The organism is Cryobacterium sp. Y62, from assembly GCF_002929785.1.
GTDB lineage: Bacteria > Actinomycetota > Actinomycetes > Actinomycetales > Microbacteriaceae > Cryobacterium.
In genome coordinates this window covers 120,386-135,006 of sequence record NZ_PJJK01000117.1, presented here as the reverse complement: position 1 = coordinate 135,006, position 14,621 = coordinate 120,386, and the positions used below count along the sequence as shown (strand labels likewise).

14 protein-coding genes and 1 pseudogene are annotated in these 14,621 nt (G+C 64.6%); 10 read left to right on the top strand and 5 right to left on the bottom strand.

Annotation, left to right across the window (positions count from 1 at the left end):
- Nucleotides 1-199: 199 nt before the first annotated feature.
- From CXY71_RS16425 to CXY71_RS22170, 5 genes and pseudogenes are all read left to right on the top strand, one after another.
- Nucleotides 200-817 (top strand): alternate-type signal peptide domain-containing protein, encoded by a 618-nt coding sequence (locus CXY71_RS16425; protein ID WP_146072860.1) that lies wholly within the window; start codon nt 200-202, stop codon nt 815-817.
- Between the two features lie 91 nt (nt 818-908).
- Nucleotides 909-1,442, top strand: a complete 534-nt coding sequence (locus CXY71_RS16420) for a hypothetical protein (RefSeq protein WP_104137776.1) — start codon at nt 909-911, stop codon at nt 1,440-1,442.
- Nucleotides 1,443-1,445: 3 nt separating this feature from the next.
- On the top strand, nt 1,446-2,759 hold the full coding sequence (locus CXY71_RS16415; protein WP_146072859.1) for a fibronectin type III domain-containing protein: 1,314 nt from the start codon (nt 1,446-1,448) through the stop codon (nt 2,757-2,759).
- Entirely contained in the window at nt 2,756-3,502 is a 747-nt protein-coding gene (locus tag CXY71_RS16410; protein WP_104137770.1) for an LPXTG cell wall anchor domain-containing protein, read from the top strand. The genes CXY71_RS16415 and CXY71_RS16410 overlap by 4 nt, the downstream gene beginning before the upstream one ends.
- Nucleotides 3,499-3,990: pseudogene (locus CXY71_RS22170) on the top strand (signal peptidase I); the annotation flags it as partial. The gene CXY71_RS16410 and the pseudogene CXY71_RS22170, both read left to right, overlap by 4 nt.
- 111 nt (nt 3,991-4,101) lie before the next feature.
- Here CXY71_RS22170 and CXY71_RS16400 read toward each other — a convergent pair.
- Nucleotides 4,102-5,079, bottom strand: a complete 978-nt coding sequence (locus CXY71_RS16400; RefSeq protein WP_233198174.1) for an NADP-dependent oxidoreductase — start codon at nt 5,077-5,079, stop codon at nt 4,102-4,104.
- Between the two features lie 404 nt (nt 5,080-5,483).
- Entirely contained in the window at nt 5,484-6,074 is a 591-nt protein-coding gene (locus CXY71_RS16395; protein WP_104137937.1) for a YqaJ viral recombinase family protein, read from the bottom strand.
- A gap of 216 nt (nt 6,075-6,290) precedes the next feature.
- Here CXY71_RS16395 and CXY71_RS16390 point away from each other — a divergent pair, with 216 nt between their 5' ends.
- The gene (locus CXY71_RS16390) at nt 6,291-7,406 is read left to right on the top strand and encodes a hypothetical protein (protein ID WP_104137764.1); all 1,116 of its coding nucleotides are present in this window, start codon (nt 6,291-6,293) and stop codon (nt 7,404-7,406) included.
- A 13-nt stretch (nt 7,407-7,419) separates the two neighbouring features.
- Here CXY71_RS16390 and CXY71_RS16385 read toward each other — a convergent pair whose 3' ends face one another.
- On the bottom strand, nt 7,420-8,295 hold the full coding sequence (locus tag CXY71_RS16385; protein WP_104137761.1) for a hypothetical protein: 876 nt from the start codon (nt 8,293-8,295) through the stop codon (nt 7,420-7,422).
- Between the two features lie 198 nt (nt 8,296-8,493).
- Here CXY71_RS16385 and CXY71_RS16380 point away from each other — a divergent pair, with 198 nt between their 5' ends.
- Nucleotides 8,494-9,240, top strand: coding sequence for a response regulator transcription factor (locus CXY71_RS16380; RefSeq protein ID WP_104137758.1), 747 nt, complete (start codon nt 8,494-8,496; stop codon nt 9,238-9,240).
- Between the two features lie 23 nt (nt 9,241-9,263).
- Entirely contained in the window at nt 9,264-10,781 is a 1,518-nt protein-coding gene (locus tag CXY71_RS16375) for a HAMP domain-containing sensor histidine kinase (protein WP_199184345.1), read from the top strand.
- Between the two features lie 155 nt (nt 10,782-10,936).
- On the opposite strand, the gene CXY71_RS16370 is transcribed toward CXY71_RS16375, so the two are convergent.
- Nucleotides 10,937-11,377 carry a MarR family winged helix-turn-helix transcriptional regulator gene (locus tag CXY71_RS16370; protein ID WP_104137752.1) on the bottom strand — a complete coding sequence of 147 codons (441 nt, stop codon included), beginning with the start codon at nt 11,375-11,377 and terminating at the stop codon, nt 10,937-10,939.
- Complete coding sequence (locus tag CXY71_RS16365) at nt 11,374-13,011, bottom strand: MFS transporter (RefSeq protein WP_104137934.1); 1,638 nt, start codon at nt 13,009-13,011, stop codon at nt 11,374-11,376. Before CXY71_RS16365 ends, CXY71_RS16370 begins: the two co-directional genes overlap by 4 nt.
- Before the next feature lie 381 nt (nt 13,012-13,392).
- Here CXY71_RS16365 and rplJ point away from each other — a divergent pair, with 381 nt between their 5' ends.
- The gene (rplJ, locus tag CXY71_RS16360) at nt 13,393-13,908 is read left to right on the top strand and encodes a 50S ribosomal protein L10 (protein ID WP_104137750.1); all 516 of its coding nucleotides are present in this window, start codon (nt 13,393-13,395) and stop codon (nt 13,906-13,908) included.
- Between the two features lie 54 nt (nt 13,909-13,962).
- Nucleotides 13,963-14,346 (top strand): 50S ribosomal protein L7/L12, encoded by a 384-nt coding sequence (gene rplL, locus CXY71_RS16355; RefSeq protein ID WP_092340409.1) that lies wholly within the window; start codon nt 13,963-13,965, stop codon nt 14,344-14,346.
- Nucleotides 14,347-14,621 lie beyond the last annotated feature (275 nt).

Below are 14,621 nucleotides of genomic sequence, written 5' to 3'. Positions count from 1 at the left end.
GAGCTGCAGCCCCAGAAAACACCATCGGACTGTAGCAAATTCATGGCCCAATACCCAGGGTTGTGGACGACCGGCCGCATCACCGTCGCGCTTACCCCGCGGCGATCACGTAGCGGGCTTCTTGCCGTTGCTCCACGCCTGCCGCTCGCTGGCCTGCGACCACCCGAAGTTTTCAGACCAGTACCCGAAGGGCCTCAACATGAACAAGCTCACCAAAGGCGCGATTGCCGGCGCCGCCGGTCTCACCCTCCTGCTCGGCGGCGGCACGACTTTTGCGCTGTGGAACTCCTCGGCCGAGGTGGCCGGCGGCACGATCGAAGCCGGCAACCTGGTTGTTTCTCCCAGCGCCATCGACGGCGTTGAAGTTGCCGGTGTTTGGACGGACCAGAACGATGTAGTCCTGAACCTCGAAACATTCGCGGCCTCGCCCGGCGATGTGCTGGTCTATACCAAGAAAATGCACGTCCTGGCCGAGGGTGACAACCTCGTCGCCGAGCTGACGCTCGATGCGGGCTCCATCAGCGCCACCACGCCGGGTTACAAAGCCGACGACGCACTGGCCGCCTACCTCATCGGGACCGCAGTTTTGACAGTGATGCCCGATGGCGGCATCAAGGATAACTTCTCCCAGATTGAGCGTTCAGTGACCACCGGCCCGACGGATTACACGATCACACCCGGAGCGGGAATCGTCGAGGAAGACGTCACCGTCGAGGTCACGATCACCTTCCCGAACGGCGCGCTGGGCGCTGAGAACACCATGATGCTCGGTTCGGTCACCCTCAAGGACGTGGCGGTCAACCTCACCCAGATCTAACCGATCGGTGCCCGGGTGCCCACCAACGGTGGGCACCCGGAAACGACCAGCAGGCAGCATCCACTTTTGATTTGCGAAAGCCGGTGATCTCTTGAAAACGTTTCTGTTCGCGAGTGCGGCGATTCTCGGTGCGACCCTGCTGGCCACTGCCGCCGTGGGCGGAACCTATGCCCTGTTGAACTCGAGCGCTTCGGCCGGCCCCGCAGTCACGATTCAGGCCGGATCCGCCGAGCTCAGCATCACGTCAGACCTCGAGATGTCGAATACCCCGCTGTATCCCGGAGCGAGCAAGGTCGGCACGGTCACCGTGCTCAATGACGGCACGGTGCCGCTCGCGCTCCGTCTCGCCGGCCTGACCCGACCGACCGTTTCGACGCTATTTTCGGAGGTCCTGATCGTCGGGGTGAGCGCCGTTTCGACGGTACAAGAGTGTACGTCGAACCTCACGCCCACCATTGCCGGCACCTTCGCTGACGCGCCGACTGACGAGCTCGGTACGACCCTGGCGCCCGGATCCAGCGCGATTCTGTGCGTCTCAGTGAGGCTGTCAGCGGATGCCCCGAGCGGCAGCCAATCCCAGACCGCGACGAGCTTTGGACTCCTGATTGACGGACGGCAGGACTAAGCCATGACGTCGAACCGTCATCGTTCTCTGCGGCTGCGCGCCCGGTCTGCCTGCCCGGCACGTTGGCCCGCTGCTCGAGCCGCCGTGGCGATCGCGAGCGTTCTCTTTCTGACCCTCGCCGGTACCGGAGTGGCGCAGGCGGTCTGGACCGCCGCGGCGGTCAACCCCACAGCATCCGCTGTCTCGGGCGCCGTGACCATCAGCCAGGACGGGTTCGCCGCGCTCGCGACCGACTACACGTCCCTCCTGCTCACGACCACGAAGCCGATCACCCTGACCAACGGCACCGTGCCTGCCGCCTACGACCTGAAACTCGGTTCGGTCTCCGCGACCGCGTTTGCCGAGGAAGTCAGCGTTCGCGCCTGGTCGATCGCCGCAACCGGCAGCTGCCCCACGGCGCCCCCGACCGGAACAGCGAGCACCCCCTTGGCGACGGGACTCACCCTGAGCGGCGACCTGGCGGCGAGGGCTTCGGTGCGCTACTGCGTGCAGACGTCGATCGCCAACACCACTGCCGGCACCATGGCCAGCACCTCCGTAACGGCGCAACTGGAATTGCAAGCGCGAACGGGCAACTGGACGTCACCCATCTCGCTCGTCACCGCCGCGCAATCTGTCACCAACACCGCGCCACGCGATCTGGCGGCGGTCAGGAAGACGCACAGCTCCATCTCCTTGACCTGGGCCGCTGCCCAAGACCGAACCGTGACGCGCTACGAGGTCTGGCGAAACGGCACGCGGGTTGCAAACGCACAAAGCGCCACAACCTTCACCGACACCGGCCTGACGGCGAACACGCGCTACACCTACCTGATTTACGCCGTCGATGCGAACGACAATCACTTGGCCGCCTCGAACGAGCTCGCCGTGTCTACGAACAAGCAGCCACCGGCCCCTGGCTTGTGGTACCACGTCGTCACCGCCGCCGGGACCTGTGTCGATGCGGCCGCCCCGCAACAAAAGGGACGAGTGTTGGCGACGAAGGAGTGCTCGACCGCCTCAACCTCACGGTTCAGCTTCGTTGCGGACAGAAACGGTTCCGAGTATGAAATCGTCGCCGCTGACGAGAACCTGGTGTGGACTGCGGAAGGCACGTCTCCCCTGTCGCTCAGCACGCAGAGTGGCCCAGCAGACAAAGCCAAGCAACGCTTCACGCTCGCCCCGATCAGCTTGGGCAGTGCCACCTTTCAGATTCGCAGCGTGAAGGACGACACGAAGTGCCTTGAGTCAGGCAACGCGCTCACCTTGAAGACGTGCGACACCACGGTACCCATCCAGGAAAACCAGCTATTCACCCTCGACGAGGTGACTTCATGACCGGATTCCTGATCCGTGCCCGGATCGCAGCGACCGTGGGCGCCGTGTTCCTGCTGACCGTGAGTGGGACCGCCGCCCTGGCCCTGGCGGCGCCGGGCGCCGAGTCCGCTCCCGACGTCTTGGTCAGCAGCGATGGCGAACATTTTGCCAGCAGCCTGCCCGTCGGACTGTTCGGATCGTACGGCCTGCTGATTCCGGATGGTTCGATGCAATCGAGCCTGTGGATTCAGAACCCGAGCGACCGGCCCGCGAACGTGCGGGTGAGCCTGCGGGAGCCGGGCGGAGCATCCGCTGATCGAACGGTCTCTGACCTTCGGGAATACCTCATCCTGACCGTCGAAGACGCCGCGGCGCAGACGGTGACGACCGTTCCGCAGCTGGCCAAAGCGGGCTGCGCCGTGCTCGCGCCCGAGCAGCCGCTCGCGGCCGGTGCCACCTTGCAGGTCGCGTTCACGATCGAGATGATGAATGTGACCGGACTGACCGCTCAAAACGCGCGTGCAGAACTCGGCGTTCTCGTTGCGCTGCGCGATGTCGAGGCCGGACCCTTCGCGGCATCGGCCTGTAACGACGATGGCGTGCTCATTCCGGCCATCGCCGGGCCGTCAGAGTCCCAACCGTCGGATGCTCTGCCCCGCACCGGGGTTGACCTGCCCGTTCCAGCCATCATCGGGGGCGGACTGCTGCTCGGTGTTGGCGTGCTTCTGGTCACCCGGCGGCGCCGTGACCGGCGTGAACCGTGACGCAGCTCGCTGACGAAAGTATCGCGCCGACCGATTCGCCCGCTCCCAGCCTCTGGCGTTTTCTGCGGACCGCGCTCAGCGCTGCCGTGCTCCTGCTCGTCGTCGGGCTCGGCCTGGCGCTCGTTGTCATTCCCAAGTCGACCGGTGCGACCCCGCTGACCGTGCTGACCAGCTCGATGGAGCCGGGACTTTCGCCCGGTACTGTCGTGATCGTGCGCCCGGTCGACGCCAACGCGCTGCAGATTGGAGACGTCGTTACCTATCAAATGGAGTCCGGCGACGCCAAGGTCGTGACGCATCGCATCCTCTCGATCATTTCGAACTCAGAAGGATCACGTTCCTTCATCGTGCAGGGTGACAACAACAGTCTGCCCGACGACGACCCCGTGCTGGCCGAGCAAATTCATGGTCGGCTCTGGTACGCGGTACCCTTCGTCGGCTACGTCAACAATGTGATCACCGAAGCAAACCGGGCCTGGATCTTCCCCGTGGTGACCGTGGCCCTGTTCGCCTATGCCTGCTTCATGGTGGCCGGCGACATGCTCGACCGCAGAAAAACCCGCAAAGGGGCAGCGGATGCCGACGACCAGGCCCTCGGGTTACGAGACGCGCAGCACGATCTTGCCGCGGGTGTGACCCTGTTCGAGCAGCCGGTGCGCGGCGGCGCCCTCGGCGAGTTCGAACACGGAATCGACGTGCACACGCACGGTTCCGCTGGAGAGTAGGGCCGAGATCTCGTCCAGCGCGCGCGCGTCGGGGGACACCTTGAAACCGGTCGCGCGGCGGCCGGCGGCTGTGGCATCCGCTGCCATGGTCGGCCAGCTGCCGGTCGGTGCGTTCACGAGCAGGCCGCCGGGGCGCAGGGCCGTGAGCGAGCGGGTGCCGGTGTTGTCGTGCACGTTGCCGATGAGGTCGATGACCGAGTCGAGATCGTGGGCCACTTCCTCGAAGCGGGTTGTGCTGTAGTCGATGACCTCGTGTGCGCCGAGCTCGCGCAGAAAGTCGAGGTTGCGAGTCGACGCCGTCGCGGTCACGTGCGCTCCCAACACCCGGGCAAACTGTACCGCGAAGTGACCGACGCCGCCGCTGCCAGCGTGCACGAGCATCCGCTGCCCGGAAGCTGCCCCGGCGAGTTTGACCATGCCCCAGGCGGTCAACGCCGCGATCGGAACGGCGGCCGCTTCGGCGTGGCTGAGCCGGGCCGGTTTGTGCGTGACGCTCATGCTCGAGACCGAGACAAACTCGGCGAAGCTGCCGCCGGTGCGCGGCACCCGACCCATGCCGTAGACGGCATCACCGGGCTGCAGCGGCGAGGCGTCGAACGCCGCGCGCACGACGATTCCGCTGAAGTCGTTGCCGAGGATGGTCGGATAGCTCTCGATCGCGGCCGCGACGCCCTTGCCCGCACGGGTCTTGGCGTCGATCGGGTTGAGACCGGCGGCGACGACCTTGATGAGCACCTCGTCGGAAATCTGTCGGGGCAGCGGCCGATCGACCAGGTGCAACACCTCGGGGGCGCCGGTCTCGTCGATGATGAGGGCGCGCATGGTCTCCGGCAGTTCGTATTCAGTAGCCATGCTCCCCATTCTGCCGCTTCGCGCCCGCCCCATCACTTTTCGGGCCTGAAAAGTGGGCCCACGGAGCGGGAGCGGGCGCGCTCCAAACATTGAACTGGCTCGCTCACTCTTGGGCGGTGAAGGGTCGCAAAACGTCCGAAACCGACTCCGAAAGGACGATTTGCGACCACTCATCCCCGTTGCCCACATATTCGCCGATGGAGCGCACGTTAGTACCCGAGCCCAGGCGTCGAGCCGGGCTCGGGCTGGAGATGCGGTGGTTTGCGTCGCGTTCCGCGGGACATGCGCCAAAGCGCGGGACCTGCGCCAGTGTGCGGGAGTTTCAGCGAAGAGCATCCGTCGGTCGACAACGAACTGCGCGGGACCGACGCCCGTGCAGCGCGAAATCCAGCGCGGCCGGGTCGCTACCGGCGAGTCTGCTCGTCGAGGTTGTCGATCAGGGCGTTCGCGAGGCCGACCAGTATGGCGATTTGGTCTTCGTCACGTTCGATCCAGCGACATTCGGGCACCGGGGCCACCGGCACGAAGCCCCGGTGCTCTTCCCAGACCAGAAGCGTGCGGTCGGCCCCGAGCACGTATTGCTGCCACCATACCTGCCGCAAATAACTGCGCGGAATGCTGCGCCACGGCTTGCTGGTGGTCTTGATCTCGGCCAGGTGCAGATCGCCATTGGGCGCCACGCCGACGCCGTCGGGCGTGGCCAGGTGCCGCGGGTGCCCGAGCGACCGGAACAGGTTCGTGCTCGGCTCGATGCCGTAGTGCTCCAGCACCCAGGCAGCGATGACCGGCTCCCGAGCCCGCCCGTGGTCGGTGTAGCTGTTGCCGGTGAAGCTCGTGCCGTGCATTTTGTCGTGCGCCGCGTTCAGAATGGATTTCGGAGTCGACAGTTTCGCGACATCCGTTGCGGTGATTCCCTGGTTGCGCGCCCGAAGCCAGGCCACTCGGTCGGTCGAGTCAGCGACGATGCGCAGTGTGTGCGGTGCCGGTGCCGGCAGCAGAACGGATGCTTCAAGGTGCGGCTGGTCCAGATCGAAGAGGGACAGCGTTGAATTCGGCACCCCTCTATTGTGTGCCCGCGCGCCCGGTCGGCGCGCCACCGCCACGGGGTGCCGCTCGATTGCTTCACCCCGTCGTCGAAACCCTGAGAATCGTTATCGCGAAGTGACCTGAGTTCGCTAGCGTGAGTACACGGCAACCAATCGGGGAACACCATGTCGCATCGCGTACGCACAGCTCGAGGCGCGGTCGCGATCACGCTCGCCGTTTTTCTGAGCGGATGCGCTGGCCTCCCCGGCTTTCCCGCCGCGACCGACTCCCCGGTTGCGCAACTCGTCGCCGGCGTCGACTGCCAGGCGCCCAACCTCAATCACGAAATCGTTGAGCAGGACGGTGTTCCGACCCAGACCGACCTGACCGCCGAGCACCCGGCCGCGCCGGATCCCGGACGGGTTCCGGCCGACTTCGATCCCGTCGCCGCCTATCGCTGCACCTTCTTTGGCAGCCTCGACGACGCGCAGGGCCGCTGGTCGGCCGTGCAGGTCGAGACCCTCGAGGGCGACTTCGGCGCGCTGCTGTCGGCGCTCGCCGAACCCAGCGACCAGGCGGGCCCCAATCAGGCCTGCACCGCCGACATGGAGCTGGTGCCGGAACTCTGGCTCGAAAACACCGACGGTGACGCACTTCGCGCCGCCTGGCCGCGCACCTCCTGCGGCAAAACCAAGCCGGCGACCCATACCGCTCTCGACGAGCTCGAGCTGACCGACACGACCCTGCTTCCGCTCGTGTTGCAGGTCACGCGAGAGGCGCTCGACGCCAATTGTGCGATGAGCACCGGCGCACCCGAACAGTCCCTGCTCTTTGGCACTACCGGCCTGCAGACGTACCTAAATCTCGGAGATATCGGGCAGGACGTGCAGATGATTCCCGCGTCGCCGGCCAAGACCCCGTCCTTGGCCGGCGTCGACGGCGCGAGCGTCTGCGTCTACACGGTCGATCCGCAGCAAGACCCCGACCTCAGCGAGCTCAACTCCGTCGAGGGAATCGATGACCTCGCTCTCGGCGCAATGATGAACCTGCAGTTCGGCACCTTTGCTGGCGCGAGCACCCTTGAAGCGGATGCGGCGGCGCTGCTCGCCGCCGCAGCATCCGCTTCGCAGGCGCCCGATTGCAGCACCGACCCGACCCGGTTTGCGGTGCTCTGGCCGGAGCGCGCAGGCACCCGGCTCGACACGTCGATTCAGGTCGAGCTCGACGGCTGCCAGCGGCTGTTCCTGCCCGGCAGCCACGCGCTCGTGCCCGCGCCGGAACTGCTCAACATCCTGAAATAAACCGCGAGCGCGCTCAGCCAATCGACGCACGAAGTGGCGGGGCATTCGTTTGATGCGTATGCAGTCGTCCGGTGCGGTCGAGAAAGTACGGACCACCCCGAGCGATGTTGATCTCCCCACTCAGCGGCGGGGTGTTTGCGAGCTCAGAGAAGCCGGTGCGGTCGAGTACCCCGAGCTTGCTCGTGCCGTAGGCCTTGGCATAGAGCACCCCGTTGTAGGCCGCCAGCGCGGTGAATCGCCCGCTCGAGGCGAGGCTGAAGGTCGACCGTGCCCAGACGTAGACGTGACGGCGCGTACGAATATAAAGCGCCTCATCGAGGGCGGCGAACTCGAACGGCCCGTCGGCGGGAACACCGTCCAGCCGGGTAAACGATGACCCGCGATAGCTGGAGATGGCGCACACCTCGGAATCATGATGAACGACATAGAGTTCCTGCTCAAATACCGTCAGGGCGAGAATGTCGATCGGGGACCCGACCACTGGAACCAGGTCACGGCCGTTGATGTACCAGAGGCCGGACTGTAAGCGAAAGTACGCGCGTCCGCAAAAGCTGGTCAGGAGCAGTTGCGAGGCCTCGGTTGTGGCGATGAAGGTGAACCGGCCGTTGCGATAGCGATGGATCGACGTGAGACCCGGATACCGGTCGGACTCGGCCGTCAGATACAGGTCGGTGCCCACGGCGACGATGCGCGTGATTCCCACTGGGGCCTGAGGCACGGCGGCCAGGCTCGAACCGTCGAAGCAGAACAGTGCATCTCGTCCGTAGACCAGCAAGTAGGTCTTTCCACCGACGTCGGTCAGATTGTGGGAATCGGCCGGGGCGCGGTCTACGAGTGCAGCAGGGCTGGACGGTATTGCGCGGCGGCGGAGCAGGGCTGGCAAGGTCATGGCCGGTGTCCCCCCTCTGGCGTACTTCGTGTCTGATCGATGTTGCCCGTTCCACCTCAGGATTTACGGCAGAATTTGGGACGAAACCTAAGGATTGCCCCAGCACGCGGAAAATTCGCACGCCCGGGCAAGTTTGCTCACAGTGCGGGCTGGGGTAACGCATAGTCGACTCATAGAAAAGTAGCGATACTTACTACTATGAGCGCACGTGAGAGCACGCACACCGGCCACGGCCCCCGACTGACCAAGGCCGATGGCAGTGCCATTCGCGTACTCGTCGTCGACGACGAACCGACCCTCACCGATCTGCTCTCGATGGCGCTGCGCTACGAGGGCTGGGAGGTGCGCACCGCCGGCGAAGGCCGCCAGGCACTCACCATCGCCCGCGAATTCCGCCCCGACGCCATTGTGCTCGACATCATGCTGCCCGATATCGACGGCCTGCAGGTGCTGCAGCGGGTGCGCGCCGATGGCTACGAGACACCGGTGCTCTTTCTCACCGCCAAGGACTCGCTCGACGACCGCATCGCAGGCCTTACCGCCGGCGGCGACGACTACGTCACCAAACCCTTCAGCCTCGAGGAGGTCGTCGCCCGGCTGCGCGGCCTCATTCGACGTTCCACCCTTGCTGTGGCCGACTCGACCGATCCCCGCATCACCGTCGGCGACCTCACCCTCGACGAAGACAGCTACGAGGTGTTTCGCAACGGCGACGCCATCGAGCTGACCGCGACCGAGTTCGAACTGCTGCGCTTTCTCATGCGCAACCCGCGCCGGGTGCTCAGCAAGGCCCAGATTCTCGATCGGGTCTGGAGTTACGACTTCGGCGGCAAGTCGAGCGTGGTCGAGATCTACATCTCCTATCTGCGCAAGAAGGTCGACGCTGGCCGCGAGCCGATGATCCACACGGTGCGTGGCGCCGGGTACATGCTCAAAACTGCATGATGCTTAAACTTCGATCAAAGCGGATGCCCAGCCGCCGCTTGCCTTGGACCCTGCAGCGACGTCTCGTGCTCACCGTCGTCGGGCTGCTCGCGCTTGTGAGCATTACAATCGGCATCGTCAGCGTGGTCATTCTGCGCGCCTCCCTGGTCGACCGGCTCGACCTGCAGCTGGCCTCGGCCGCTGACCGCTCCAGGACCGCGCTCGGCGACGGAATCGGTGACAATGACGGCGACAGTCTCGGCGACCTGCCGGGCAACCCCCACTTCGGCACGCCGACGGCCGACAGCATTCTCAGCGGCCCGGCCCAGCCGCCTGGACTGCTCGCCCTCGTCTACGACGGAACCAGCATCACGACCGGCTACACCGACGACGCGAGCGGTGAAATCGAGTCGCTCACGTCGGAGCAGGTACAGCTTCTCGCCGACCACGTTAATCAGTCGACGCCGGTCACTGTGCACCTTGGTGGCGAACTCGGCGAGTACCGGGTGCAAGCTGAAACGTCCCGCACCGGCACGCTCTATCTGGTCGGTCTTCCGCTTTCCGGAGTTGCTGCCACGGCCGCCCAACTGGCCCTGATAGTCGGTCTTGTTTCGCTCGTCGGGCTCGTGATCGTCGCCATCATCGCCGCCTGGGTGGTGCGGCTGGCCCTGCGCCCGCTGCAGCGGGTCACGGCGACAGCCATCCGGGTCGCGCAGCTGCCGCTCGACCGCGGTGAAGTCTCGCTCGACGATCGGGTTCCGTCCGGCGATACCGATCCACGCACCGAGGTCGGCCGGGTCGGCGCAGCCCTCAACCGCATGCTCGACCACGTCGACCTCGCTCTAGAGGCTCGCCAGGCGAGCGAGCGCAAGGTGCGCCAGTTCGTCGCCGACGCGAGCCACGAACTGCGCACGCCGCTGGCATCCATTCGCGGTTATTCCGAACTCACCCGCCGCAGCGGCCAGGAACTACCGCCCGACGCCATGCACGCGCTCGGTCGCATCGAGTCGGAGTCCGTGCGCATGACCGGGCTGGTCGAAGACCTGCTGCTGCTTGCCCGCCTCGACGAGGGCCGCGAACTCGACCTGCAGCCGGTGGATCTCACAATGCTGCTCGTCGACGCCGTCAGCGACGCCCACGCTGCCGGCCCCGATCACGTCTGGAACCTCGAACTGCCCGAAGAACCGATCGAGGCGACCGGCGACGAACCGCGCCTGCGCCAGGTCATCGCCAATCTGCTCGCCAACGCCCGGGTGCACACGGATGCCGGCACCACAGTTCTGGTCGCGCTCGCCGGGCACGACGAACGCGCGGTGATAACGGTGACGGATGACGGTCAAGGCATCCCCGAGGAGCTCACGGCCACCCTGTTCGAGCGTTTTGCCCGCGGCGACAGCTCGCGCTTTCGCGCCGCCAACACCACAGGCGCACCGAGGAGTACCGGAAGCACCGGTCTCGGTTTGGCCATCGTGGCCGCGGTCATCGCCGCTCACCACGGCGAGGTCACCGTCGACAGCCGCCCCGGCCGCACAACCTTCCGCGTAGCCCTTCCCCTGGCCTGACTCGTTGGTCAGACGCGGTGGGCCGGGGGGCTAATTCAGGACATCCAGCAGCGGGGCATCCGCTCGCCGCGCAGTCTGGTGAGTGTCGAGGCTGGCGGCCGGCAGATCTCCTGAATTAGCCCCGCAAGAAGGCAAGGGGGCAGGTTCGACGCGGGTCAGTCGGGAGTATTCAGGCGGGCGAGTAGCTCGGCGAACCGGGTGAGGTCCTCGGCGGGCCAACTTTGCAGCCGGTTGAGTAGGCGCGTCGACTTGTTGGCGCGCACCTCCGCGAGTTTCTGCACGGCCAAGGGGGTAAGCGCAAAATACTTGACCCGACCGTCGTCTTCATCGGCCTGGGTTGCTATCAAGCCGAGGTCAAACAGCGCTCTGGCCTGGCGGCTGATGATGCTCTTGTCGACCACCAGATTCTCGGCCAAGGCTCCAGCGTGGGTCGGACCGCAACGCTCGAGCGTGCGCATGAGCTTGAGCCCGAACGGTTGCAGGGTCGGGTCGATGAACAGGGCAGTGTCGCGCATGCTCGCGCGGATGTTCCCCGCCAGCACCGTTATCTGCTCCTCAACGGCCGCCACGGCAGCATCCATGGTGATGATGGTCATGATCGAATTTTACCTTCACCCGATTCGGGCTCTGACGGCGGCAGGGCAACGGATGCCGTACTCACGTCAACCAGGATCCGGCCGGTCGCCGGTGAAGTGGCCTGGCCAGCAGCCGCGCTCCGCTCCCGATCAATGCCGGTCATGGTTCCTAGTGGAATGTTGGGCAGCAGAGCGATCGTCACGAGGGTGATCACGGCCAGCGGCACCATGAGCAGGAACACGTTGCCCACTCCGATTCCGTAGGCCGACTCGACGACAACGCGCAGGGCCGCCGGCAGCAGCGACACCTGTGGAATGGTGCCATCGCCGAGGGTCTCTGCGGCGACAGCTTGATTAGTTGGGCTGAGAGCGCCGGTACCGTCACGGATGTACTGCGCCACCACGGTGCCGAGCACGGAACCCATCACCGCAACACCCACGGTGCCGCCGAGACTGCGAAAGAAGGTGACAGTGCTCGTGGCCACGCCGAGTTGGGTGATTTCTACGGTGTTCTGCACGACGAGCACGAGGTTTTGCATGATCATGCCAACACCGGCGCCGAGGATGAACATGAACACGCCCACGAAGACCAAACTCGTGTCGTAGCGCAGCGAGCCGAGCAGCAGGGAGCCGGCCAGCACGAGCACGCTGCCGGAAACCATGATGGACTTCCACTTGCCGGTGCGACTGATCAGGTTGCCGAAGAAGGTGGAGGAGATCAGCAGCCCGCCCATCATCGGGATAGTCAACAGGCCAGACTCGGTCGGCGTGGCACCGCGAGCAAGTTGCATGTACTGGCTGAGAAAGACCGAGGTGCCGAACATGGCCACGCCCACCGAGAGGCTCGCGATAACGGCCAGGGTGACAGTGCGGTTCTTGAACAGATCGAGCGGGATGATTGGCTCCTTCGCCTTGAACTCGACGATCACGGCTGCGATCAGCAAGACGGCTGAACCGAGCACCATGGCAAATGACGGCAGCGATGCCCATCCGAACGAGTTGCCGGCCAGGGTGACCCAAATCAAGAGGAGTGACACGCCGGCACTGATCAGCACAATGCCCAGGTAGTCGATGCTCACCACACGCTTGACCCGTTCGGGCAGGTGCAGGGTCACCTGCAGCAGGATGATGGCTATGACGGCGACGGGCAGCGCGATGAAGAAGTTCCAGCGCCAGCCGAAGGCATCCGTTACGACGCCGCCGAGCAGCGGCCCGCCAATGGCGCCCAGGGCCATGACCGCGCCGAACAGGCCGGCGTAGCGGCCGCGCTCGCGGGGGCTGATGATGTCGGCCATGATGATCTGGCTGAGGGCGGCAAGACCTCCGCCGCCGAGCCCCTGCATGATGCGGAACACGATGAGCGTGTCGGTGTTCTGAGCGAATCCGGCCAGGGCCGAGCCGAGCACGAAGACCACCAGGGCGAGCTGAATGAGCAGCTTGCGATTGAATAGGTCGGCAAACTTACCCCAGATGGGCGTCGAGACAGTGGTCGCCAGCAGGGTGGCTGTGACCACCCAGGTGTAGGCCGACTGGTCGCCCTCAAGGTCGGAGATGATCAGGGGCAGCGAGGTGGCGACCACCGTGCCGGCCAGAATCGACACGAACATACCCAGCAGCAGGCCGGAGAGGGACTCTAAAACCTGGCGATGGCTCATTGACCCGTCGGCGTTCGGGGTGTGGCGAACGGATGCTGTGCTGCGGCGAGATGCGCGACTCATGAAACTCCTGCGATTAGTTAACAACAGTCAACTATACGTAACTAGTAGACCAATGTCAACCATTTATTATCCGCTCGCGATTTGCACAGTACTGAATGCTCGCCTATGCTGAACCCTAGCCACAGACCGCCGGTTGCTGCGCTATGTCGAAAGACAAAAGTGCAGACGAAGGTTCATTCACGTGAACGGCCCGCGCAGGTGTTCGAAGTTCAGTTACAGTCTTTTGGATTGTTCCCCAAGCTCCGGCGCCCTGCGCTGGAGCTTTTTTCATGTCTGCGCCCCGGGCTACCCGGCACATGATTATTAATGAGGAGCACCATGGCGAACAAGGAAGCAACGGTCGCCGAGCTTACGGAGAAATTCCAGAGCTCGACCGCCGTTCTGCTCACCGAGTACCGCGGTCTCACTGTTGCGCAGCTCAAGAGCCTGCGCAAGTCCATCAGTGAGGACGCCACGTACGCCGTGGTAAAGAACACGCTCACCAAGATTGCGGCCAACAAGGCCGGCATCACCTCGTTCGACGAGGAACTTGTCGGCCCGTCCGCTATCGCCTTCGTGCACGGAGACCCCGTCGCCGTCGCGAAGATCCTGCGTGCCTTTACCAAGGCAAACCCTCTCCTGGTGGTAAAGGGCGGTTACTTTGACGGTAACCCGCTCACCGCAGCGGAGGTCGGCAAGCTTGCCGACCTCGAGTCCCGCGAGGTGCTGCTGGCCAAGCTGGCCGGCGCCTTCAAGGCATCGCTGTTCGGAGCCGCTTATCTCTTCCAGGCACCGCTGTCGAAGGCTGTTCGCACCATCGACGCGCTGCGTGAGAAGCAGGAGTCCGCGAACTAGGCACCTGCCTACACCGCGGTTCACGAATTTTTAAGAAACTAATAGGAGTACATCATGGCAAAGCTTTCCACTGAAGACCTGCTTGAGCAGTTCAAGGGCCTGACCCTCATCGAACTCTCCGAGTTCGTCAAGGCGTTCGAGGAGACCTTCGAGGTCACCGCAGCCGCTCCCGTCGCCGCTGCCGGAGCCGCTGGCCCCGCCGCTGCTGCTGAAGAGGTCGAAGAGCAGACCGCGTTCGACGTCATCCTTGACGCCGTTGGCGACAAGAAGATCCAGGTCATCAAGGTTGTGCGCGAGCTCACCAGCCTGGGCCTCGGCGAGGCCAAGGCCGTTGTCGATGGCGCGCCGAAGGCCGTCCTCGAGGGCGTTGCCAAGGACGCTGCCGAGAAGGCCAAGGCTTCCCTCGAAGAGGCCGGCGCAACCGTTACCCTCAAGTAGGTTTACACCAACTGCGCAGCGCCCCACAGGGCTCTGATTGAGGCGCAGCCGACCGGCCTTCGGGCTGATCAGCGCGCAAAGGGCGTCGTTTCCAAAAGGAGACGGCGCCCCTTTTTTCGTGCCAAGGGGCATCCGCTGGCCCAGGTAAATCTGAGCCTTCGTCGCGAATTTGGTGTGAATGCCAAGCGACTCTAGATTGAGAGAGGAAGTGCTGACCCCGGCCACTTGACCGAACACGAAATCGGGAGCGCTTTCCCTAACTCGATGAAGAGGAT

What these genes read in the sequence shown, in the direction of transcription:
- CXY71_RS16370 (WP_104137752.1), bottom strand. Translation starts at nt 11,377, where the DNA reads ATGACCATCATCACCATGGATGCTGCCGTGGCGGCCGTTGAGGAGCAG.
- CXY71_RS16410 (WP_104137770.1), top strand. Translation starts at nt 2,756, where the DNA reads ATGACCGGATTCCTGATCCGTGCCCGGATCGCAGCGACCGTGGGCGCC.
- CXY71_RS16365 (WP_104137934.1), bottom strand. Translation starts at nt 13,011, where the DNA reads ATGAGCCATCGCCAGGTTTTAGAGTCCCTCTCCGGCCTGCTGCTGGGT.
- rplL (WP_092340409.1), top strand. Translation starts at nt 13,963, where the DNA reads ATGGCAAAGCTTTCCACTGAAGACCTGCTTGAGCAGTTCAAGGGCCTG.
- CXY71_RS16375 (WP_199184345.1), top strand. Translation starts at nt 9,264, where the DNA reads ATGCCCAGCCGCCGCTTGCCTTGGACCCTGCAGCGACGTCTCGTGCTC.
- CXY71_RS16385 (WP_104137761.1), bottom strand. Translation starts at nt 8,295, where the DNA reads ATGACCTTGCCAGCCCTGCTCCGCCGCCGCGCAATACCGTCCAGCCCT.
- CXY71_RS16400 (WP_233198174.1), bottom strand. Translation starts at nt 5,079, where the DNA reads ATGGCTACTGAATACGAACTGCCGGAGACCATGCGCGCCCTCATCATC.
- CXY71_RS16390 (WP_104137764.1), top strand. Translation starts at nt 6,291, where the DNA reads ATGTCGCATCGCGTACGCACAGCTCGAGGCGCGGTCGCGATCACGCTC.
- CXY71_RS16380 (WP_104137758.1), top strand. Translation starts at nt 8,494, where the DNA reads ATGAGCGCACGTGAGAGCACGCACACCGGCCACGGCCCCCGACTGACC.
- CXY71_RS16425 (WP_146072860.1), top strand. Translation starts at nt 200, where the DNA reads ATGAACAAGCTCACCAAAGGCGCGATTGCCGGCGCCGCCGGTCTCACC.
- rplJ (WP_104137750.1), top strand. Translation starts at nt 13,393, where the DNA reads ATGGCGAACAAGGAAGCAACGGTCGCCGAGCTTACGGAGAAATTCCAG.
- CXY71_RS16415 (WP_146072859.1), top strand. Translation starts at nt 1,446, where the DNA reads ATGACGTCGAACCGTCATCGTTCTCTGCGGCTGCGCGCCCGGTCTGCC.